Genomic DNA, 18950 nt, shown 5'->3' on the forward strand with positions numbered 1-18950 from the left:
CCTTTTCAGCCGAATTGTTCATGAAGGATTAGTGTCAAACGCAGCCAAGGCGGTCAAGCGAGCATAAGGGCTCGCCGCTTTGGCAGAAATGACAGTTAAGCGGCTAGGAAATCCACTATTGCCTGGCCCATTTCCGGCATTGTGACGCAATTCATATGGTTGCCGGGAATTTCCTTAAGCTGACCATGAGGCAACAAGTCGGCCAGCGCCACCGGAGAACCATTGTCCCTGTCCTCGCGCCCACAAAGCACAAGCGTCTCAGTCTTGATCTTTGCTATTTCCACAGGCTGCACGTCGCCGAACGTGTCCAGCAGCAGCGCCGCCGCAACGGGATCGATCTTCATCGTCTTCATGAACTGCACCGCCATCCAGTACGGATCGCCGCGTTCGACACTTGCGCGCCTCTCAATTGCGGTCAAAAAGAAATCCCGGCGCTGGGCCCAGCCGGAAAGCCCCTCCAGTCCCATTCCGGACAAGATCGCCCGCCCAGGTTGCAGACCCTGCGACAGAAGCTTTGCCGTAGTCCGAGCGCCAAGGGAGAACCCGCCAATATCAAAATCTTCAAGCTTCAGAGAAGCGATCAGCGCCCTGACGTCCTTGATCAGCACATCCTGCGGATAGGCCGCGGCTTCATGGGGTGCCGCGCTTTCGCCATGTGCACGGAGATCGGGCATGATGACCCGAAATCCAGCTGAGGCTACATGGTGGGCTGTGCCATATTTGATCCAGTTCACATAGGCGCTGGAGAACAACCCATGCAGCAGAAGCAACGTACGCCCCTTCCCCATTTCGTGCACGCGCAGTTGCGTTCCATCAAAGGAGCGGAACGAATAACTATGCGGTTCAATCGGGAAGTTTACCGACACTCTTCATCCACCGTTCGACAAGGGCCTCATTTTCATCACACCGGTAGCGCGGGAGGTTGGTCGTGTCGAGCCATGCCTCATGCATACTTTCAGCCCCGAAATGATGCACCGGACGGAAATAGCCCGGCTCATCGAAGCTGCCCACTGTCAGATCGACATTGGGTCCTTCCAGAAAAGCAAAGCCCAGCGGGGTGCCGCAATGTGAACAAAAGGGTCGCCGCGCGATGGGGGAGCTTTGATACCAATCGGGCCCCTCGCCTTCCCATGTGACGGCGGATCGCGGTACATTCTTGAACGCTATGGAGACAGCGCCGGTCGCCTGCTGACACATTCGGCAATGACAAAGATAGGCCTCTTCATGCTCTACCTCCGCAACATAGCGTACGCGGCCGCATTGGCACCCGCCCATCATTTTCTTGGCCATAACCGCCTCCTCGACTCCGCTGCCGGAAGTCCAGAATCATCCTTATAATACCGAAATTCAAGAAAGCCCTTTTCCATTGCATATAATGAGTATAGTTATTATATGCCGAGTATGAAGGAAGGATTTGGATATTTGTTCGGCGACATCGGGCGGCTCATGCGTCGCCGTTTTGATGAGATGTCGCGTGATCTTGGAGTGACCAGCGCACAGTGGCGGGTCTTGTTAACGGTCGGCCGAAATCCCGGGGTGAATCAAGGCGCGCTTGCGGAACATCTTGAGGTCGAACCCATTACCACTTGCCGTATGGTTGATCGACTTGAACAGGCAGGGTTGGTGGAACGGCGTTCGGATCCCAAGGACCGGCGAGCGTGGCAACTCTTTCTCACCGAAAATGCGATTCCCCTGGTTGATCGGCTAAAGGAACGGGGCAATCAGCTTGAGGCGCGTGCCCTGGAAGGTCTTGACCAGAAAAGCATTGATGCCTTGAACGCTCATCTCCAGATCATCCGGAGCAATCTGTCCTCCACAACCGACAGACGAGAGGCAAACCATGGCTGAAGCGGATCGGCAGATCGGTGTTCGCCGCTCCGAAGCGTTGCCTGCGCCCAAAATGGTCGAGGAAAAGCCGGCGACATCGCCCTGGCGCGCGCGGATTATGATCCTTTCAGTGCCGTTGCTTCTGGTATTAGTCGGAGGATATTTCTGGCTGACTTCAGGCCGCTATGTCAGCACGGACAACGCCTATGTTCAACAGGACAAGGTGGCGATCAGCAGCGATGTATCAGGGCGGATCGTCAACGTCTATGTGAAGGAAAACCAGCAGATCAGGGCGGGCGATATATTGTTCCGCATCGATCCAGAACCCTATCAAGTCGCCCTGGCACAGGCCAATGCCGCCATTGCTTCAGCGCAGGTTGAGCTGAAGAAGCTGCATAGCGATTTCAGCGCCACGAGCGTCGATATCTCCGGTGCACGAGAAGATATCGCCTATGCGCAGGAGGAATTTGCCCGGCAACGGGCCCTGATGGCGCAAGGCTTTACGACACGCGCCCGTCTTCAGGATGCGGAACATGCGCTACAACAGGCGCGCGAGGAATGGCGCACCGCTCAAGCCGAAGCAAGCAAGGCCAGTGCGGCGCTTGCCACCGGCGCCGCGGTTCCCGGTGAGAATCCCGCCATCGCCGCAGCGCGGGCACAGCGAGACAAGGCCGCCCTGGATCTTTCACGAACCATAGTGCGCGCGCCAGTCTCCGGCCGCATCAGTCAGGCGGACCGGCTGCAGGTTGGCCAGATGATGGTAACGGCTCTGCCTGCCGTCAGCATCGTAGCCGACGACCGCAGTTGGGTTGAAGCCAATTTCAAGGAAACCCAGCTCGACAAGATGCGGCCGGGCCAGCCTGCGGAGGTAAAGCTGGACGCTTATCCGGGGCTTAAGCTCAAAGGCCATGTGCAAAGCATCGGTGCCGGCACTGGGTCAGAGTTCTCGGTGCTCCCGGCGCAGAATGCCAACGGCAACTGGGTTAAGGTGACCCAACGCATTCCGGTGCGTGTAGCTATTGACGACAAGGCCAGCCGCCGGCTGGTTGCGGGCATGAGCGCCGAGGTGAAAATCGATGTCCGCAACGACGGGGACTGAGGAAAAGACTGGGGGAGGCGGCAAGGCCACACTCGTGGTCCGGCATAGGGGTTTGCTCACGCTGGCCGTGATGGCCGGTACGGTGATGCAGATCCTCGACACCACCATAGCCAACGTCGCCCTACCACATATGCAGGCTTCATTGGGAGCCACTCAGGAAACCATTACTTGGGTGCTAACCAGCTATATCATCGCCTCGGCAGTGGCCATCCCCATTACAGGTTGGCTTGCCGACCGCGTCGGATTGCGGCGGCTATTTCTGTTTTCAGTCGGCCTTTTCGTTGTCGCCTCCATGCTATGCGGCATATCCACCAGCCTAACTGAGATGGTGATCTTTCGCCTGTTCCAAGGCATCGCTGGCGCCTTTATCGCTCCGCTGGCGCAAACCATCATGTTGGACATCAACCCGCCGGAGCAGCACGGCAAGGCAATGTCTATCTATGGCATGGGGATCATGATCGGTCCCGTCATGGGCCCGATATTGGGCGGCTGGCTGACGGAAAATTTTTCCTGGCGCTGGGTTTTCTACGTTAACCTGCCGGTGGGTCTGCTTTGTCTGATCCTGCTCTGGGCGCTTCTTCCCGCTCGGCCTGTGACCAAGCGAAGCTTCGACCTGTTTGGCTTTGCTTTGCTGGCCGTGGCGTTAGGCGCTCTTCAGCTCATGCTCGATCGCGGCGTTCATCTAAGCTGGTTCGATTCGACGGAAGTATGGATCGAGGCAGGTATAGCCGCAGCAGCCTTTTGGATGTTCATCATCCACCTGGCGACGGGGCGTAATCCAATCTTCCGCCCAGCGATGTTGGCCGATCGTAATCTTTTAACCGGAACGTTGTTTTTGTTTATCATTGGTCTCGTGGCGCTAGCGAGCATGGCGCTGTTGCCCCCGATGTTGCAGGGAATTTACAACTACCCGGTCCTGGACACGGGCCTGTTGCTGGCGACACGGGGATTGGGTGTTTTCGTCACCATGGCGATCGCAGGGCGAGTCCTTGGAAAAGTGGACACACGCCTACTCGCGCTCATTGGCTTCCTTTTGCTGGCGGTTTCGCTTTATTCAATGACGGGTTGGTCGCTGAACATGGACTGGAAACCGATTGTGACGAGCGGCATTATTCAGGGGCTCGGCTTGGGCTTTCTCTTCGTGCCGATCAATGTGATGGCCTTTGCGACGCTTCCGTCGCAATATAGGACCGAGGCGGCGGGCCTGCTTAATCTCACTCGAAACATGGGCTCGTCGATCGGCATCTCCATCGTCACCGCATTGTTAGCCCGAAATTTGCAGATCAGCCATTCCGATCTTGCTAGCCACGTCACCCAGTTCAACTTGCCGGTCGATCCAAATATGGCTCTGCGCGGCGGGGAATCGGGGGACGCGTTGATGACCATGATCGATCTGGAGATTGGCCGCCAAGCTGCAATGATCGCTTATTTGGATGATTTCTCGTTCATGATGTGGGCCTCCATTGCGGCTATTCCGCTCATCCTCCTGCTGCGCGCGCCCAAGCCGAAGCAAGGCGGAGAGGAGGAAGATCTGCATTTCGCCATGGAATAGCGAAGAAGGCCGATGCTAATGCACCGGCCCTCCATTCAGCTTTCAAGCCTTTTTAAGATGCCGTCGGCCAAGCAGCTCTGCAATCTGCACGGCATTGAGCGCCGCGCCCTTGCGAAGATTGTCCGACACGCACCAGAGGGCCAGGCCGTTTTCCACCGTGGGATCCTCGCGAACGCGGCTGATATAAGTGGCGCTGTCGCCGACGCATTCGACGGGCGTCACATAGCCGCCGTCCTCGCGCTTGTCGACAAGCATGATGCCAGGGGCCTCACGCAGGATGGACTGCGCCTTGGCCGCTGAAATCTCGTTTTCAAATTCGATATTGATCGCTTCGGAATGACCGACGAACACCGGCACGCGCACGCAGGTGGCGTTCAGCTTGATCGCCGGGTCGAGGATCTTCTTAGTCTCGACCACCATTTTCCATTCTTCCTTGGTCGAACCGTCGTCCAGGAAAACGTCGATATGAGGAATGACATTGAAGGCAATCTGCTTGGTGAACTTCTTTGCTTCCGCCGGGTCGCCGACGAAGATGTTGCGTGATTGTTCGAACAATTCGTCCATGCCGGCCTTGCCCGCGCCGGAAACGGACTGATAAGTCGATACGACGACGCGCTTGATCTTCGCATAGTCATGCAGCGGCTTAAGCGCCACGACCATCTGTGCGGTTGAGCAGTTCGGATTGGCGATGATGTTGCGCTTCTTATAATCGTCAATAGCCTCGGGGTTCACTTCCGGTACGATGAGGGGAATGTCCGGATCCATGCGGTAAAGCGAGCTGTTGTCGATGACGACGCAACCCGCCGCAGCCGCCTTGGGCGCATAGATTTTGGTCGGCCCGGAACCGGCGGCGAAAAGCGCCATGTCCCAACCTGCAAAATCGAAATGCTCGATATTCCTGACCTTCAGCTTGCGGCCGGTTTCGCCATATTCGATTTCCATGCCAGTCGAGCGCGGCGAAGCCACGGCGGCGATTTCGTCAGCCGGAAATTCGCGCTCAGCAAGGATGTTCAGCATTTCGCGGCCCACATTGCCCGTGGCGCCTACGACGACTACGCGATAACCCATTTCCTGTGTTCCCTTCGATTGTTCAACAGCGCCACACCCCTTTATGTCATCCCCGCGAAAGCCGGGCCCCATCTCCCGACGTTCCGCCAAGCGGCCGGTTCCGGAAGTGAGTTCCCGCCTTCGCGGGAATGACGGGTTAATGGCCTTGATTTGATATAAAAAACAGCCGGCTCCCTGCTGGGCACCGGCTGTTTTCTAAAACCTGTTTTGGGGTTTGGTGGAGCTATCTCCGCCTTATTCCCCGGTTTCCTTCGGCCGGTTGTCCCTGCGCTCCGCAATACGCGCACTTTTACCGGTGCGGCCACGGAGGTAGTAAAGTTTCGCCCGCCGCACGACACCGCGACGGACGACGGTAATCGAATCGATATTGGGCGAATAAAGTGGAAAGACGCGCTCTACGCCTTCACCAAAGCTGATCTTGCGAACGGTGAAATTGCTGCCCATGCCCTTGTTGGAGCGAGCGATGCAGACGCCTTCATAATTCTGTACGCGGGTACGCTCGCCTTCGACGACGCGCACGCCGACGCGCAGGGTATCACCCGCGCGGAAGTCCGGAATGGACTTGCTGGACTTGAATGCCTCGATGGCCTCGGCCTCAAGTGTCTGGATGAGGTTCATGACCCATCTTCCTTCTTTTTTCGTCGCGCGCCAGAGGGCGACTGGTCCCGAGCACTGACATAGCGCTCCCAAAGGTCCGGCCGCCGTAACCGTGTATCATCCTCCGCCCTTTGTTTCCGCCAGGCGGCGATTTTCGCGTGATCCCCCGATCGCAACACTTCAGGGATCGCGCGCCCCTCCCACAATTGAGGACGGGTATAATGCGGATATTCGAGAAGCCCCGCTTCGAAGCTCTCTTCATCCCCACTAGAAGCCGCGCCCATTACCCCGGGGAGCAAGCGAATGCAAGCGTCAATCAGCACGATTGCCGCGGTTTCTCCGCCTGAAAGAATATAGTCGCCGATGGAAACGGGCTCGATGGCGCGAGCCTCGAAAAGCCGCTCGTCGATACCTTCGAAACGGCCGCACAGGATGGTGAGGCCGGGACCGGATGCGAGCTGCCGGACGCGCTCCTGCGTTAGGGGGGCGCCACGCGGCGTCATAGCAAGAACGGGGGCTTGCGGCTGGCGTGCTATGGCATGATCCACGGCGGCAGCAAGCACGTCCGCGCGCATCACCATGCCTGCCCCGCCGCCTGCGGGGGTGTCATCGACGGAACGGTGCTTGTCGGTCGCGAAGTCGCGAATTTGGATGGGATCGCAGGACCACGTCCCCTCTGCGAGGGCACGCCCGGCGAGGGATTGGCCGAGCGGACCGGGGAACATTTCCGGGTAGAGGGTGAGGATCTGGGCGGTGAAGGTCATGAAGACCGCCATCCCAAGGACGCTATCACCATGGGTGCAAGCCCCATCGCCAGCACCAAAACCACCGGAAAAAGATCCATCAGTTTGTCCAGTTCTCTACCTTGAGCCCCGGCACATCGGCAAAATCGTCTTCGTTGTTCGTCACCACCACCAAACCAAGCGAGAGCGCATGGGCAGCGATCAGGCGATCAAAACTGCCCCGCTTGAATGGAATGTCGCGATAGCAAAGCGCCGCAGCCCTGCTAAATTCCTGAACGCCAAAAAAATCGAAGAAGCGCTCGGCTTTTTCAATCTTATCGGCCTCTAAAGCCGGAATGCCTCGCATGACCTCGGCATAGCTGATGCTGGATATGACGATTTCACCTGGGGTGCAGCGCTCGATTTGGTCCCGGAGAGAACTACCCCCACCTTCCAGCACATAAATGCAGATATTGGAGTCTAGCAAATAAACTGGGTCAGCCACGCTTGAGCAGCTTCCCTTCCCAGTCCAGATCACGAGGCTCCATCAACCGGTCCTCGGGGGAAAGCAGTTTGAGATCCGGTATTGAGCCCCAGATGCCGGTCAGATCGATTTTCCTGGGTTGCTCTGAAACCTGCTCAATAACGAGCTTTCCCTCCTCCTCGACCACGCGCCACTCGCGACCAGGCTCAAGGCCGAGGGCCGCAGGCATGCGCAGGGCGACGCTATTGCCGGACTTGAAGCTTTTTACCTTATATTCCCTGCCCATCACGGCCTCCGTATATACATAATGTATATACTATTCCACGAACGCAGCGTCAACGACCACACGCTCGCCCCAGTTGGGCACGGCTGCTGGCCGCATGGGGACCATGAAGCGTTTGCCGGTGGGGCGTTCTATTTCCAGGATGTCGCCTGCACCGAAATTCTCGACCGCGACAACGCTGCCCAGTTCCTCACCCGTGGTAGAAATGCAGGGAAGGCCGATCAGGTCGGCATGATAATATTCGCCTTCCCCTAGCGATGGCAGGGATGAGCGGGGGACGGAGAGCTCCACCCCCCGCAGCGCTTCGGCCGCGTTGCGGTCAGTCACCTCGGTGAAGCGGGCGATAGCGCCGTTCTTGCCGGGGCGGATATTCTTCAGCGTAAGCGTGCGACCGGCGGCGGCGAAGGCGGAATAGCGCTTCAGGTTCGCCGGATCGTCGCTGAACAGCTTCAGGCGCACCTCACCCGTGACGCCATGCGCGCCGATAATGACGGCCAGGGTGACGGTGCGGTCAGACATTTAGCCCCTCCCCTTCAGGGGAGCGGTTGGGGTGGGAGCGAGATGGAGCCATGTTGCAACGCACAGGCCCCACCCCCGGCCCCTCCCCTGAAAGGGGAGAGCCACGCTCAGCTTTCAGTCTGCTCTTCAGAAGCAGCTTCAGCTGGTGCCTGCTCAGCGGCGGGAGCTTCTTCAGCCACGACTTCAGGCTCGGGCGCAGGTGCCTTGGCGGCTTCCTCGGCGGCTTTCTTCGCTTCCTCAGCCTCGGCCAGCTTCGCAGCCTTGTCTTCAGCGCGCTCCTTGGCCTTGTCGCCGGGCTCAGCCTTCTTCGGGTTGTTTCGGACGGCCCGTTCCTTCACGCCAGCCGCATCAAGGAAGCGGGCGACGCGGTCAGTCGGCTGCGCACCAACGGAAATCCAGTGCTTTGCGCGCTCTGTATCGAGCACGACGCGCTTCTCGTCTTCCTTACCCAGCAACGGATTGTAGCTGCCGATACGCTCAATAAAACGGCCGTCACGGGGCGAACGGCTGTCCGTAACGACGATCTTGTAATAAGGACGCTTTTTGGAGCCGCCGCGCGACAAACGAATTGCAGTTGCCATTAACTTACCTTTCTAAAAACAAATCTACTGGTCAAATCACTTCTTCAAAAACTTATCGAAACCCGGCGGCAGCTTGGGCATGTCTCCGCCCGATGGAAGGCCAGGCAGACTACCAGAGGGCATCCCCCCTGCGCCACCGCCCAGCATGCCTCCCAAGCCGCTCATGCCACCCTTGGCGAACATAGCGCCCAGCCCCTTCAACCCGCCCATCTTGCGGATCTTCTTCATCGCGCCTTCCATCTCCTGATGCATTTTCAGGACACGGTTCACTTCCTGCACCGTAGTGCCGGATCCCTTCGCGACGCGGATCTTGCGCTTTGCGTTGAGTAGCGCCGGTTTTTCCCGTTCCTTGGGGGTCATCGATCCGATGATGGCATCCATATGGACCAGCGTCTTGTCGCCCACCCCGCTATTCGCCATCGCCGCTTGCGCCTTTTTCAATCCCGGCATCATACCGGCAAGCGCGCCAAGACCCCCCATGCGACGCATCTGATTCAGCTGGGCACGAAGGTCATTCATGTCGAACTGACCTTTGGCCATCTTCTTGGCCAAGGCTTCAGCCTCATCGGCCTGGATCGTTTCCGCGGCCTTTTCGACCAGACTGACGACATCGCCCATCCCCAGAATGCGGCTGGCGACACGCCCAGGGTGAAAAGGCTCGATAGCGTCAAGTTTTTCGCCCACGCCCGCAAACTTGATCGGTTGTCCAGTGACGGCTCGCATAGACAGCGCCGCACCGCCACGCGCATCGCCATCCATCCTGGTCAGCACTACGCCCGTCAGCGGTACCTGCTCAGTGAAGCTCTTTGCGACATTGACGGCATCCTGGCCGGTCAGGGAGTCCACCACCAGCAAGATTTCCTGCGGGTTTGAGACCTGCGCCACCGCCTGCATCTCGTCCATCAGCGCCTGATCGACGTGCAGACGTCCTGCCGTGTCGAGCATCAGCACGTCATAGCCCTGCAGCTTGGCTGCCTGCATCGCGCGCCGGGCGATGTCCACCGGCTGCTGCCCCGAAACAATGGGAAGCGTCGCTACATCAGCCTGCGTGCCAAGCGTCGCCAACTGCTCCTGCGCGGCCGGCCTGTTGACGTCGAGCGACGCCATCAAAACTTTCTTGCGGTCCTTTTCCTTCAGCCGCTTGGCGATCTTGGCTGTGGTCGTGGTCTTACCCGAACCCTGAAGGCCGACCATCATCACAATGGCAGGCGGGGTCACGTCGATCAGCAGTTCCGACGTTTCCGAACCCAATATTTCGGTGAGCGCGTCATTGACGATCTTCACCACTTGCTGGCCTGGCGTGACGGACTTCAGAACATTCTGTCCCACCGCCTTCTCAGTAACCTTGTCGATGAAATCGCGGACAACCGGCAGGGCGACGTCGGCCTCCAGCAGCGCGATGCGAACCTCGCGCATGGCGGCCCGAACGTCGGATTCGTTCAGCGCACCCCGGCCGCGCAGCTTGTCAAAGACGCCGCCAAGACGTTCGCTAAGAGAGTCGAACATTGCCCATCCTTCCCGGGACATGCAGCCCCGCATTGCCTCGCGAATCCTGATGCGGCACACCGAAACGCAAAACACGCCGGTGGGCGAAGCCTCGCCGACCAGCGTCTATCCGTGGACAGTCAATCGACCATGCCATTTCAGCTTACCGGACCCGCAGGACCCGATTGGAAACGGCCAATATACGAGCTTCAAAGGATTTGCAAGCAGCGGCGGGATTGCCTAGAGTTAACCAATTGTGCATCCTTTTCGAGCACATTGATAGAAATTGAGCGGGTCAACCGCGGGGTTCGGGGCAGCAAATACAAAGATGACCGGTCAAACCAATAATCCCGACATGCAATCTGCCCAACGTGACATGATCACTGGCAGCATTGTGGTTGCCTCCATCGTCATGTTCATTTGGACGGGCGGCTCGGCCATGTCGAAGGCGGTCCGTTACCTTGCCGGCGTCGGCGCGGGCGTCGAACAAATCTTGATGACGGCCCTGCTGCTCAACATCGCGCTGATCCTGTTCGGTTGGCGGCGATATCGCGACCTGCAGGTAGAGGTCCAGCAGCGCAAGGAGGCGGAGGAACGCGCCCGTTTCCTGGCGGCAACGGACGACCTGACGGGTTTCCTCAATCGCCGCTCGATTGCCGAGGAGGGTGCGGCCTTGCTCGGCCGGGCGCAGCGCAAGCAGAAATGCGTAGCGCTGCTGATGCTGGATCTGGACAATTTCAAGACCGTCAATGACGTACATGGCCACGCAGCGGGCGACCTCGTTCTGACCACCGCCGCACAGCGGATCGAAGCGCTGATGCCGCCTTCTGCTCTCACCGCTCGTCTTGGCGGCGACGAATTCGCCTGCGCTTTCATTTTCGATCCCAATTCGCCCGAGATCGTCGACCGGATCGCGGAAGAACTAGTTTCCGCGATGACCAGCCCGATTAACCAGGAGGGAATGCACCTGGCGATCACCACCTCAATCGGCATCGCTCGGTCGGACCATGACTGCAACAGCGTGGAATCGCTGATGCGCCGTGCGGACATCGCCATGTACAGCGCGAAAAATCAGGGGCGTAACCGCTTTGCCTGGTTCGACGCATCCATGGAGCGCGAATTGAACACGCGCAACAGCCTGGAAGCGGGCATGCGGGAGGGTATTCCGCGCGGTGAGTTCGTGCCTTATTATGAGCAGCAGGTCGACCTTTCCACGGGACGCCTGAACGGCTTTGAAATGCTGGCGCGTTGGGAACACCCGACCGAAGGCCTGATTTCGCCCGACATCTTCATTCCCATTGCCGAGGAAACGGGGCTGATCGCAGAACTGTCGCTGGCGGTGATGCGCAAGGCATTTGACGAGGCAAAAAACTGGGACTCCTCACTTTCCCTCTCAGTCAATATATCCCCCGCGCAGCTCAAGGATCCGTGGCTCAGCCAGAAGATACTCAAACTGCTGGTAGAAACCGGCTTTCCGGCCAATCGGTTGGAAGTGGAAATCACGGAAAGCTCATTGTTCGAAAATCTGAGCCTTGCGCAATCCATCGTTGGATCGCTCAAGAACCAGGGCATTCGCATCGCGCTTGACGATTTTGGCACCGGTTACAGCTCGCTTGCGCATTTGCGGGCGCTGCCCTTCGACCGAATCAAGATCGATCGCAGCTTTGTTTCATCGATCAACAAGAACAGCGAAAGCGCCGCGATCGTGAGCGCCATTGCACGCTTGGGCGACAGCCTGGGCCTACCTGTGACGGCTGAGGGGATCGAGGACAAACAGATCGAGCGCCAACTGCGCCGCCTTGGTTGCACCAAGGGTCAGGGCTGGCATTTCGGAAAGCCCATGTCTGTGGAACAGGCTCGCAAGATGCTGGCCGAACAGAACCTCCTTCCGCCTCGGGATCAGGACGAAGCGGTCGGGGCGCAGTTCTTCGACGAGCGCAAGGTGGTTTGATCCAAATTGGAATAGGGCTGCTTGAAGAGCCGTCTGACCTTTGGCCGCTGTCTTCATCGGTCATTCCCCGCATGGTGGACTATTCCCTGCGTCGCGCCTAAATGAGCGACATGACCGGACGGTTCAGAAAGATGCATGGCCTTGGCAACGACTTTGTTGTCATTGACGCCCGCGACCAAGCGCTGGAAATCAATCCGACGCGGGCGCGCGCGATTGCGGACCGGCATTTGGGTATTGGCTGCGACCAATTGATTTTGATCGAACCTTCGACGAAGGCCGATGTCCGGATGCGTATCTTCAACGCGGACGGTAGCGAGGTTGACGCATGCGGAAATGCGACCCGCTGCATTCCTTTGTTCCTCGGCCGGGACTGCCGGATTGAAACCAATGCGGGCCTGCTGGAAGCGGAGCTTCACGATGGCGGGGCAAGCGTCGACATGGGATCGCCGCGCTTGGGCTGGGACGAAATTCCCCTCGCCTACGCCATGGACACCCTGGAAATGCCGGTAAGCTGGGAGGACCTGCCCGCTCCGGCCGCGGTCAATGTGGGCAATCCGCATGTAATCTTCTTTTGCCGGGATCTGGCTTCAGTCGACTGCGCCCGCCTGGGTTCCATGATTGAGAATGATCCGATCTTTCCAAAGCGGGTGAACGTCAATTTCGCGCAGGTGGTGGGTGAAAACCATCTCCGCCTGATTGTCTGGGAACGAGGTGCTGGCCTCACGCAGGCCTGCGGCACCGGCGCCTGCGCCACGGCCATCGCCGCCATCAGACGCAAGCTCGTGACCGGTCCCGTCACGGTCAGCCTGCCGGGCGGCGACCTGATCATCGCCTGGACGCCGGGCGAACATATCCGCATGTCAGGACCAGCTGCGTCCGTGTTCGAAGGTGAGGCCGACTGGAGCCGCTTTGGATGAGCGGCCCTGAAATCATCACACTTGGCTGCCGTCTCAATATCGCGGAAAGCGAAACCATGCGGACGATGGCCGGTGAGCAGGATAATCTGGTCATTGTCAATAGTTGCGCCGTTACCCACGAAGCCGTGCGGCAAACCCGCCAGGCCATCCGCCGCGCCCGCCGTGACCGGCCTGAGGCTCGCATTCTGGTAACAGGCTGCGCGGCGCAGACGGACCCGGCAATGTTCGCCGCCATGCCGGAAGTGGACCGGGTCATCGGCAATCGGGAGAAGTTCGAGGCCGATAGCTTTCTTCCGTTCGTCCCGAGCGAAGTCGAGCGACTTGAGGTGAGCATTGCGCAGCCTATTTCGACTTCGCTCGACACGAACGGCCTTGGTAGCGAAGCGAAAGTCAATGTCTCCGACATCATGGCCGTCCGGGACACCGCGCCGCATCTCATCAGTGGCTTTGCCGATCACGCCCGCGCCTTTGTCGAGGTGCAAAACGGCTGCGACCATCGCTGCACATTTTGCATCATCCCATATGGCCGGGGAAATAGCCGATCGGTTCCGGCCGGCGCGGTGATCGACAAGGTGAAGACTTTGGTGGACGCAGGCTACAGGGAGGTCGTCCTGACCGGCGTGGATGTGACCAGTTACGGTCCTGACCTGCCCGGCAGCCCAACTCTCGGCCTGCTTATCGAGCGCATACTCGACAAAGTGCCCGGCCTGCCCCGCCTGCGGCTGTCATCCCTGGACTCGGTCGAGATCGACGAACGCATGTTTGCGCTGATTACCGAGAACGAACGGGTGATGCCGCATCTGCACCTATCGCTGCAGGCAGGCGACAATATGATCCTCAAGCGCATGAAGCGCCGCCACAGCCGCGAGCAGGCCATTGCCCTTGTGGAACGCATCAAGCTCGCTCGGCCGGAAATCGCTATCGGCGCTGATATCATCGCGGGCTTCCCGACCGAGACCGAAGAGATGTTCGTCAACAGCCTGCGCCTGGTAGGGGAATGCGACGTGGTTTACGGACATATCTTCCCCTATTCACCCCGCGCGGGCACGCCCGCGGCCCGTATGCCACAACAGCCCCCCGCAACGATCCGCGACCGCGCCGCCAGACTGCGCGCCGCCTGCGAAGCAAGGCAGCACAAGTGGCTGCGGTCGCTTATCGGTACACAGCAAAAGGTCCTGATCGAACGCGACCGCCTATCGGGCCATGCCGGAAACTTTGCGCCTGTGCGTTTGCCCTCGCCGGTGAATGCAGGGGAAATCGTCGAGGCCACCATCATCGGGCTTGAGAAGAATCGCCTGATCGCCCAAGAGGCCCCATGACCGAAAAAAGCTGGCACGACCGCCTGTTTGGCGGCTTCCGTCGCACTTCCGACCGTCTGAGCGATAATCTCACCGGCCTCTTTACCAAAGCGGCGCTGGACGATCAGACGTTGGATGAGATTGAGGAAGCGCTCATCCTCTCCGACCTCGGCCCTGCCATGGCGGCACGTATTCGGGATCGGTTGGCCGAAGGACGGTTCAACAAGGAATTGACTGAGGATTATCTGCGCGAAATCGTTTCCGACGAAGTCACCAAGGTTTTGAAACCCGTGGCTCACCCACTGGAGATCGAGGCATTCCCCCGTCCTCAGGTGATTCTGGTGATCGGCGTCAACGGTTCGGGCAAGACCACCACAATTGCCAAGCTCGCCCATCTGTTCCAGGAACAGGATTATGGCGTGATGCTGGCCGCTGGCGACACTTTCCGCGCCGCAGCCATTGGCCAGTTGAAGGTCTGGGCCGAACGGCTGGGTGTTCCGATCATCACTGGGAAGGAAGGCGGCGACGCTGCCGGCATTGTTTTTGAGGCGGTGAAGCAGGCTACCGCCACCGGCATTGATGTCCTTATCGTCGACACCGCCGGACGCCTGCAGAACAAGCGCGAATTGATGGACGAGCTGGCGAAGATCCGCCGTGTTCTGGGTCGCCTCAATCCCGCCGCACCCCATGATGTCGTCCTGGTGCTCGACGCCACCACTGGACAAAATGCGCTGTCCCAGATCGAAGTGTTTCAGGAACTGGCTGGGGTAACCGGCCTGGTCATGACGAAGCTCGACGGCACGGCCCGGGGCGGCGTACTGGTCGCTGCAGCAGAGAAATATAAGCTGCCGATCCATGCCATCGGCGTTGGGGAAACAATAAACGACCTCCGCCCGTTCGATGCAAGGGAACTGGCGACGGCGATAGCGGGAACGGCCTATGACTGACACAAAACAAGCGCCCGCCAAGCACCCCGGGAATTTGGGCCTGTTGCTGGACTTCGGTCCGCTGCTGGTCTTCTTCCTGGTTTACAAGTTCGCCGGCGGCATCATCGCTGGAACGGCCGCCTTCATGCTGGCGATCATCATGGCGGTCGTCATATCCAAGGTAAAGCTTGGCAAGGTGTCACCGATGCTCTGGCTATCGGCCATATTGGTCGTGGGATTTGGCAGCCTCACCATCTACTTTCATGATCAACGCTTCATTCAGATCAAACCAACGGTCATCTACGCCTTCTTCGCGCTGATGCTGTTTGGCGGCCTGTTCAAGGGTAAGCCGCTGCTCAAATACCTGCTTCAGGCGGCTTATGACGGCCTGTCGGAAGAGGGGTGGCTCAAACTTTCCCGCAATTGGGCCTTATTCTTCGTCTTCATGGCCCTGCTCAATGAAACCATGCGAATGTTCCTGACTTTCGACGCCTGGCTGACGCTGAAAGTCTGGGCCGTCACTGGCTTCTCCTTCCTCTTTGCGTTGGCGAACATCCCCATGCTGATGCGCAATGGTCTGAATGTGGGGCAAAAGATCGACAGCGAGGAAATTGGCGAGACCACTCCGCCGCAAGGGTAACAACTGCTTGGTGGAGGGTGACGGGATCTGATCTTGGGAGATGGGTCCCGCCTCGGCGGGAACGACGAATAAAAGCATAACCTCGATCATGAATCAGCCCGGCTGGTCGGCCCTCCTCACACCCTCACCATCGAGGTTCTGGGCCACAAACTCCCAATTTATGGAGTTCCTAAGTAACGCATCCACATAGTCCGGCCGCGCATTCCTGTAATCGATATAATAAGCATGCTCCCACACATCGATTGTCAGCAGCGGCTTCATGCCCTCATAGGCTACCGGAGTGTCGGCATCGTGCAGTGAGGCGATCTCCAGCTCTCCCTTATTCAGCACCAGCCAAGCCCAGCCGCTGCCAAAATGCCCTACCGCCTCGGTCTTGAATTGGTTCAGCATATCATTCAGGCTGCCGAAGGACCGCTGGATCATGTCGAGCAGCTTGCCCGAAGGCTGCTGCTTTTCGGGGCTGAGGCAAAGCCAGTAGAAGCTGTGATTCCAGATCTGCCCAACCTGATTGAACAGGCCGGTTTTGCCCATTTCCTTGCTGGCTTTGATGGCTTGCGAGAGCTTGGCGCCTTCCAACCCTGCCTGTGGGATGAGTTCATTTGCTTTCACCACATAGGCATTGTGATGCTTGCCATGATGATAGTTGAAGGTTTCTTCCGAAATGATCTCACCGAAGGCGTTTTTGGCATAGGGCAATTCAGGCAACAGGAAGGACATGCGGAAACACTCCATATTTCGCAAGGGGATGAATGACTTGCTAACGGTCCAGACCGGCATTGGTTCATTCATTCCGGGCGGCGATTCCTGTTGCGGAAACGGAATTATGGTGTGACAGGGGGGAATTATTTGCGTAGAAATTAGCCGCTTAGGCCGATGCGGCGAAATCCGGGTCGGCAACACAGGGGAGCGAAATGGGAAAAATACTCGAAAATCTTCATATCACGCTGCTAGTGGGATTAGCCCTGGCGATCGTGATCATTCTCTCGGTTCCGGCCAACACCGACATGGTACAGGGCATCTTCCGCTGGTTGCACCTGTTCTTCGGCATCACCTGGATCGGGCTGCTATATTATTTCAACTTCGTCCAGATTCCGACAATGCCGAAGGTCCCGGCTGAATTAAAGCCCGGCGTGTCCAAATTCATCGCGCCGAGCGCATTGTTCTTTTTCCGCTGGGGCGCCGCATTCACGGTGCTGACGGGCCTGATTGTCGCCTATCTTGCGGGTTATGAGCAGGAAGCCCTGATGCTCCAGGACCCTTACCGCCTGATTGGCATCGGCATGTGGCTCGCCATCATCATGGCGTTCAATGTCTGGTTCATCATCTGGCCGAACCAGAAGCGCGCGCTGGGCCTCGTGGAAGCCGATGATGCCAGCAAAGCCAAGTCGGCCCGTATGGCCATGCTGTTCTCACGGACCAACACGCTGCTATCGCTCGCGATGCTTTATTGCATGGTGAACTTCAACGGCGGCTGAGAACTAATTTTTTAAGACTTCCGGAAGGCCGGGGTGCGCGAGTACCCCGGCTTTTTCTTTTTCGTCCCCGCGAAGGCGGGAATAAAGAAAAAAGCGTAAGTCAGGGCCCTGTCCTTCACCAGAACACCTTGTCCTCAAAGCAGTCCGTGCTTTCTCAAGCAATGCCTAAGCTGGTCGTAGCTTAAGCCCAGCCCCTTGGCCGTAGCGCGCTGATTATAGCGGTGGCGCTCCAATGCCGCCTTCAACAAGGCGATTTCATGTGCTTCCACGGAGGTTCGGAAATCCTTCACCATCGCCAAATCCACCGGCCCAGACGCGGCAGGCGCGTCCTCGACCGCAAGTGGTGATGCACAGGGTTGCACCGGTTTCCACGACGATTTGAACGGATCGAAAATTACGCGGCCCACTGGGCGCTCCGGATCATCCCAGCGATAGACGGCTCGTTCCACCACGTTGCGCAACTCCCGGACATTGCCCGGCCAGGCATGCCCTTCCAACTCCGCCATGGTTTCTGCTGTGAAGTCGGGCCATTGCCGCCAGCCCAGTTCTGCCGCCATGCGCCTTCCGAAATAATCCGCCAGCACCGGTACATCGCCGTCCCTGTATCTCAAGGGCGGCAAAGTGATCACTTCGAACGACAACCGGTCAAGCAGGTCGGCACGGAACCGCCCCGCCTCGACAGCGGCCGGCAGATCCTCATTGGTGGCGCCAACAATGCGAACATCCACATTCAACGAACGTGACGCGCCGATGCGGGTCACCTCTCCATATTCCACCGCCCTCAGCAACCGCTCCTGCGCCGCCATGCTGAGCGTGCCCAATTCGTCCAAAAACAGCGTCCCGCCGTCCGCTTCCTCAAATCGCCCTGCCCTGGCTTTCATCGCGCCAGTAAAGGCCCCCGCCTCATGGCCGAAAAGTTCGGCCTCGATCAGCGTCTCGGGGAGCGCCGCGCAGTTCATGATGATGAGGGGTCCGGCCCATCGCGGACTCAGACGGTGGATGCGTTCCGCAATCAATTCCTTACCGGTGCCACGCTCGCCGATGACCAGCGCCGGCCGGTTCAGCTCCGCCGCCCGCCCTGCCAATTCGATTGCATCCAGAAAATTGCTGGACTGGCCGACAAATTGCGCGTCTCTTTCCACTGCTAATATATGGCGTTTTTTGCTGTCTATTAGCAATATATATTATACGGCAAGGAACCCATTCAGGGAAAATGCTGCATTTTCGGCATTTCTGAAATTTGGCATGGCTCATGCACTGCTGCGGGCAATCCGCTTCCAAAGAGATGACGGACCTTTTGAAGGCCAAATTTAGGGAGTAACAACAATGTTCACGAAGTTTGAGATTGGCAAAAGCCTTTCCGCAGCGGTCTGTGCCCTGCTTTTCGGATCGACCATGATCCTGAGCGCGGTTGGACCGGCACGGGCCAGCACCGATGTGGCCCAGACGGTATTGGCACAGGGCCACACTGCGCCGGCTGCCGGGCATTATCTTGCCTGATAGCAGGGCGCGCCGGGGCAGGAACT

22 protein-coding genes are annotated in these 18950 nt (G+C 58.5%); 10 read left to right on the top strand and 12 right to left on the bottom strand.

The annotated features are described in order from the left end of the window. Nucleotides 1-95 precede the first annotated feature (95 nt). Together HNQ99_RS09895 and HNQ99_RS09900 are read right to left on the bottom strand one after the other, a co-directional pair. Nucleotides 96-788 (bottom strand): alpha/beta fold hydrolase, encoded by a 693-nt coding sequence (locus tag HNQ99_RS09895; protein ID WP_184475647.1) that lies wholly within the window; start codon nucleotides 786-788, stop codon nucleotides 96-98. A 55-nt stretch (nucleotides 789-843) separates the two neighbouring features. After that, a complete protein-coding gene (locus tag HNQ99_RS09900) occupies nucleotides 844-1290 on the bottom strand; it encodes a GFA family protein (protein WP_184475497.1) in 447 nt (148 codons plus the stop codon). 102 nt (nucleotides 1291-1392) lie between these two features. Between HNQ99_RS09900 and HNQ99_RS09905 the strand changes: the two genes are divergently transcribed. Genes HNQ99_RS09905 through HNQ99_RS09915 form a run of 3 tightly spaced genes read left to right on the top strand, consistent with a single transcriptional unit; the run spans nucleotide 1393 to nucleotide 4478 of the window. Beyond that, the gene (locus HNQ99_RS09905) at nucleotides 1393-1848 is read left to right on the top strand and encodes a MarR family winged helix-turn-helix transcriptional regulator (RefSeq protein WP_246414889.1); all 456 of its coding nucleotides are present in this window, start codon (nucleotides 1393-1395) and stop codon (nucleotides 1846-1848) included. Next, entirely contained in the window at nucleotides 1841-2926 is a 1086-nt protein-coding gene (locus tag HNQ99_RS09910) for an HlyD family secretion protein (protein WP_184475498.1), read from the top strand. The genes HNQ99_RS09905 and HNQ99_RS09910 overlap by 8 nt, the downstream gene beginning before the upstream one ends. Continuing rightward, entirely contained in the window at nucleotides 2904-4478 is a 1575-nt protein-coding gene (locus HNQ99_RS09915; protein ID WP_184475499.1) for a DHA2 family efflux MFS transporter permease subunit, read from the top strand. Before HNQ99_RS09910 ends, HNQ99_RS09915 begins: the two co-directional genes overlap by 23 nt. A 42-nt stretch (nucleotides 4479-4520) precedes the next feature. On the opposite strand, the gene HNQ99_RS09920 is transcribed toward HNQ99_RS09915, so the two are convergent. The 8 genes from HNQ99_RS09920 to ffh all read right to left on the bottom strand — a co-directional run bounded on the left by HNQ99_RS09920 (nucleotide 4521) and on the right by ffh (nucleotide 10238). After that, the gene (locus HNQ99_RS09920) at nucleotides 4521-5546 is read right to left on the bottom strand and encodes an aspartate-semialdehyde dehydrogenase (protein WP_184475500.1); all 1026 of its coding nucleotides are present in this window, start codon (nucleotides 5544-5546) and stop codon (nucleotides 4521-4523) included. Nucleotides 5547-5780: 234 nt separating this feature from the next. Then, nucleotides 5781-6164 carry a 50S ribosomal protein L19 gene (rplS, locus tag HNQ99_RS09925; RefSeq protein ID WP_184475501.1) on the bottom strand — a complete coding sequence of 128 codons (384 nt, stop codon included), beginning with the start codon at nucleotides 6162-6164 and terminating at the stop codon, nucleotides 5781-5783. Next, a complete protein-coding gene (gene trmD / locus HNQ99_RS09930; RefSeq protein WP_184475502.1) occupies nucleotides 6161-6907 on the bottom strand; it encodes a tRNA (guanosine(37)-N1)-methyltransferase TrmD in 747 nt (248 codons plus the stop codon). The genes rplS and trmD overlap by 4 nt, the downstream gene beginning before the upstream one ends. Nucleotides 6908-6986: 79 nt before the next feature. After that, nucleotides 6987-7370 carry a type II toxin-antitoxin system VapC family toxin gene (locus HNQ99_RS09935; protein WP_184475503.1) on the bottom strand — a complete coding sequence of 128 codons (384 nt, stop codon included), beginning with the start codon at nucleotides 7368-7370 and terminating at the stop codon, nucleotides 6987-6989. Then, nucleotides 7363-7635 (bottom strand): AbrB/MazE/SpoVT family DNA-binding domain-containing protein, encoded by a 273-nt coding sequence (locus HNQ99_RS09940; RefSeq protein ID WP_184475504.1) that lies wholly within the window; start codon nucleotides 7633-7635, stop codon nucleotides 7363-7365. The genes HNQ99_RS09935 and HNQ99_RS09940 overlap by 8 nt, the downstream gene beginning before the upstream one ends. Before the next feature lie 30 nt (nucleotides 7636-7665). Further along, the gene (gene rimM, locus HNQ99_RS09945; RefSeq protein ID WP_184475505.1) at nucleotides 7666-8151 is read right to left on the bottom strand and encodes a ribosome maturation factor RimM; all 486 of its coding nucleotides are present in this window, start codon (nucleotides 8149-8151) and stop codon (nucleotides 7666-7668) included. Nucleotides 8152-8258: 107 nt separating this feature from the next. Continuing rightward, entirely contained in the window at nucleotides 8259-8732 is a 474-nt protein-coding gene (gene rpsP / locus HNQ99_RS09950; RefSeq protein WP_184475506.1) for a 30S ribosomal protein S16, read from the bottom strand. Between the two features lie 36 nt (nucleotides 8733-8768). Next, nucleotides 8769-10238: a signal recognition particle protein gene (ffh, locus tag HNQ99_RS09955; protein WP_184475507.1), complete on the bottom strand. Its 1470-nt coding sequence runs from the start codon at nucleotides 10236-10238 to the stop codon at nucleotides 8769-8771. A gap of 307 nt (nucleotides 10239-10545) precedes the next feature. Here ffh and HNQ99_RS09960 point away from each other — a divergent pair, with 307 nt between their 5' ends. The 5 genes from HNQ99_RS09960 (at nucleotide 10546) to ispZ (ending at nucleotide 15949) form a co-directional block, all read left to right on the top strand. After that, nucleotides 10546-12168 (top strand): putative bifunctional diguanylate cyclase/phosphodiesterase, encoded by a 1623-nt coding sequence (locus HNQ99_RS09960; protein ID WP_184475508.1) that lies wholly within the window; start codon nucleotides 10546-10548, stop codon nucleotides 12166-12168. 110 nt (nucleotides 12169-12278) lie between these two features. Continuing rightward, nucleotides 12279-13085: a diaminopimelate epimerase gene (gene dapF / locus HNQ99_RS09965; RefSeq protein WP_184475649.1), complete on the top strand. Its 807-nt coding sequence runs from the start codon at nucleotides 12279-12281 to the stop codon at nucleotides 13083-13085. Further along, the gene (mtaB, locus tag HNQ99_RS09970) at nucleotides 13082-14404 is read left to right on the top strand and encodes a tRNA (N(6)-L-threonylcarbamoyladenosine(37)-C(2))-methylthiotransferase MtaB (RefSeq protein ID WP_184475509.1); all 1323 of its coding nucleotides are present in this window, start codon (nucleotides 13082-13084) and stop codon (nucleotides 14402-14404) included. The genes dapF and mtaB overlap by 4 nt, the downstream gene beginning before the upstream one ends. Further along, nucleotides 14401-15330: a signal recognition particle-docking protein FtsY gene (ftsY, locus tag HNQ99_RS09975; protein ID WP_184475510.1), complete on the top strand. Its 930-nt coding sequence runs from the start codon at nucleotides 14401-14403 to the stop codon at nucleotides 15328-15330. Before mtaB ends, ftsY begins: the two co-directional genes overlap by 4 nt. Further along, on the top strand, nucleotides 15323-15949 hold the full coding sequence (gene ispZ / locus HNQ99_RS09980) for a septation protein IspZ (RefSeq protein WP_184475511.1): 627 nt from the start codon (nucleotides 15323-15325) through the stop codon (nucleotides 15947-15949). Before ftsY ends, ispZ begins: the two co-directional genes overlap by 8 nt. Before the next feature lie 93 nt (nucleotides 15950-16042). Here the strand turns inward: ispZ and HNQ99_RS09985 are convergent, their stop codons facing one another. Next, the gene (locus HNQ99_RS09985) at nucleotides 16043-16666 is read right to left on the bottom strand and encodes a superoxide dismutase (RefSeq protein ID WP_184475512.1); all 624 of its coding nucleotides are present in this window, start codon (nucleotides 16664-16666) and stop codon (nucleotides 16043-16045) included. A gap of 194 nt (nucleotides 16667-16860) precedes the next feature. Here HNQ99_RS09985 and HNQ99_RS09990 point away from each other — a divergent pair, with 194 nt between their 5' ends. Beyond that, nucleotides 16861-17424: a urate hydroxylase PuuD gene (locus HNQ99_RS09990; protein ID WP_184475513.1), complete on the top strand. Its 564-nt coding sequence runs from the start codon at nucleotides 16861-16863 to the stop codon at nucleotides 17422-17424. Between the two features lie 134 nt (nucleotides 17425-17558). Here HNQ99_RS09990 and pspF read toward each other — a convergent pair whose 3' ends face one another. Then, nucleotides 17559-18566 carry a phage shock protein operon transcriptional activator gene (gene pspF, locus HNQ99_RS09995; RefSeq protein WP_184475514.1) on the bottom strand — a complete coding sequence of 336 codons (1008 nt, stop codon included), beginning with the start codon at nucleotides 18564-18566 and terminating at the stop codon, nucleotides 17559-17561. Nucleotides 18567-18750: 184 nt separating this feature from the next. Here pspF and HNQ99_RS10000 point away from each other — a divergent pair, with 184 nt between their 5' ends. After that, nucleotides 18751-18924 carry a hypothetical protein gene (locus tag HNQ99_RS10000; protein WP_184475662.1) on the top strand — a complete coding sequence of 58 codons (174 nt, stop codon included), beginning with the start codon at nucleotides 18751-18753 and terminating at the stop codon, nucleotides 18922-18924. Nucleotides 18925-18950: the final 26 nt, after the last annotated feature.

The organism is Rhizorhapis suberifaciens, assembly GCF_014200045.1.
Lineage (GTDB): Bacteria > Pseudomonadota > Alphaproteobacteria > Sphingomonadales > Sphingomonadaceae > Rhizorhapis > Rhizorhapis suberifaciens.

Excerpts from the sequence above, each read along its gene's own strand:
- HNQ99_RS09960 (WP_184475508.1), top strand. The coding sequence starts at position 10,546 with ATGACCGGTCAAACCAATAATCCCGACATGCAATCTGCCCAACGTGAC.
- rpsP (WP_184475506.1), bottom strand. The coding sequence starts at position 8,732 with ATGGCAACTGCAATTCGTTTGTCGCGCGGCGGCTCCAAAAAGCGTCCT.
- HNQ99_RS09915 (WP_184475499.1), top strand. The coding sequence starts at position 2,904 with ATGTCCGCAACGACGGGGACTGAGGAAAAGACTGGGGGAGGCGGCAAG.
- ispZ (WP_184475511.1), top strand. The coding sequence starts at position 15,323 with ATGACTGACACAAAACAAGCGCCCGCCAAGCACCCCGGGAATTTGGGC.
- mtaB (WP_184475509.1), top strand. The coding sequence starts at position 13,082 with ATGAGCGGCCCTGAAATCATCACACTTGGCTGCCGTCTCAATATCGCG.
- HNQ99_RS09940 (WP_184475504.1), bottom strand. The coding sequence starts at position 7,635 with ATGGGCAGGGAATATAAGGTAAAAAGCTTCAAGTCCGGCAATAGCGTC.
- ftsY (WP_184475510.1), top strand. The coding sequence starts at position 14,401 with ATGACCGAAAAAAGCTGGCACGACCGCCTGTTTGGCGGCTTCCGTCGC.
- HNQ99_RS09985 (WP_184475512.1), bottom strand. The coding sequence starts at position 16,666 with ATGTCCTTCCTGTTGCCTGAATTGCCCTATGCCAAAAACGCCTTCGGT.
- ffh (WP_184475507.1), bottom strand. The coding sequence starts at position 10,238 with ATGTTCGACTCTCTTAGCGAACGTCTTGGCGGCGTCTTTGACAAGCTG.
- HNQ99_RS09910 (WP_184475498.1), top strand. The coding sequence starts at position 1,841 with ATGGCTGAAGCGGATCGGCAGATCGGTGTTCGCCGCTCCGAAGCGTTG.
- trmD (WP_184475502.1), bottom strand. The coding sequence starts at position 6,907 with ATGACCTTCACCGCCCAGATCCTCACCCTCTACCCGGAAATGTTCCCC.
- HNQ99_RS09905 (WP_246414889.1), top strand. The coding sequence starts at position 1,393 with ATGCCGAGTATGAAGGAAGGATTTGGATATTTGTTCGGCGACATCGGG.
- HNQ99_RS09920 (WP_184475500.1), bottom strand. The coding sequence starts at position 5,546 with ATGGGTTATCGCGTAGTCGTCGTAGGCGCCACGGGCAATGTGGGCCGC.
- HNQ99_RS09900 (WP_184475497.1), bottom strand. The coding sequence starts at position 1,290 with ATGGCCAAGAAAATGATGGGCGGGTGCCAATGCGGCCGCGTACGCTAT.
- rimM (WP_184475505.1), bottom strand. The coding sequence starts at position 8,151 with ATGTCTGACCGCACCGTCACCCTGGCCGTCATTATCGGCGCGCATGGC.
- HNQ99_RS10000 (WP_184475662.1), top strand. The coding sequence starts at position 18,751 with ATGTTCACGAAGTTTGAGATTGGCAAAAGCCTTTCCGCAGCGGTCTGT.
- rplS (WP_184475501.1), bottom strand. The coding sequence starts at position 6,164 with ATGAACCTCATCCAGACACTTGAGGCCGAGGCCATCGAGGCATTCAAG.
- HNQ99_RS09990 (WP_184475513.1), top strand. The coding sequence starts at position 16,861 with ATGGGAAAAATACTCGAAAATCTTCATATCACGCTGCTAGTGGGATTA.
- dapF (WP_184475649.1), top strand. The coding sequence starts at position 12,279 with ATGACCGGACGGTTCAGAAAGATGCATGGCCTTGGCAACGACTTTGTT.
- HNQ99_RS09895 (WP_184475647.1), bottom strand. The coding sequence starts at position 788 with ATGGGGAAGGGGCGTACGTTGCTTCTGCTGCATGGGTTGTTCTCCAGC.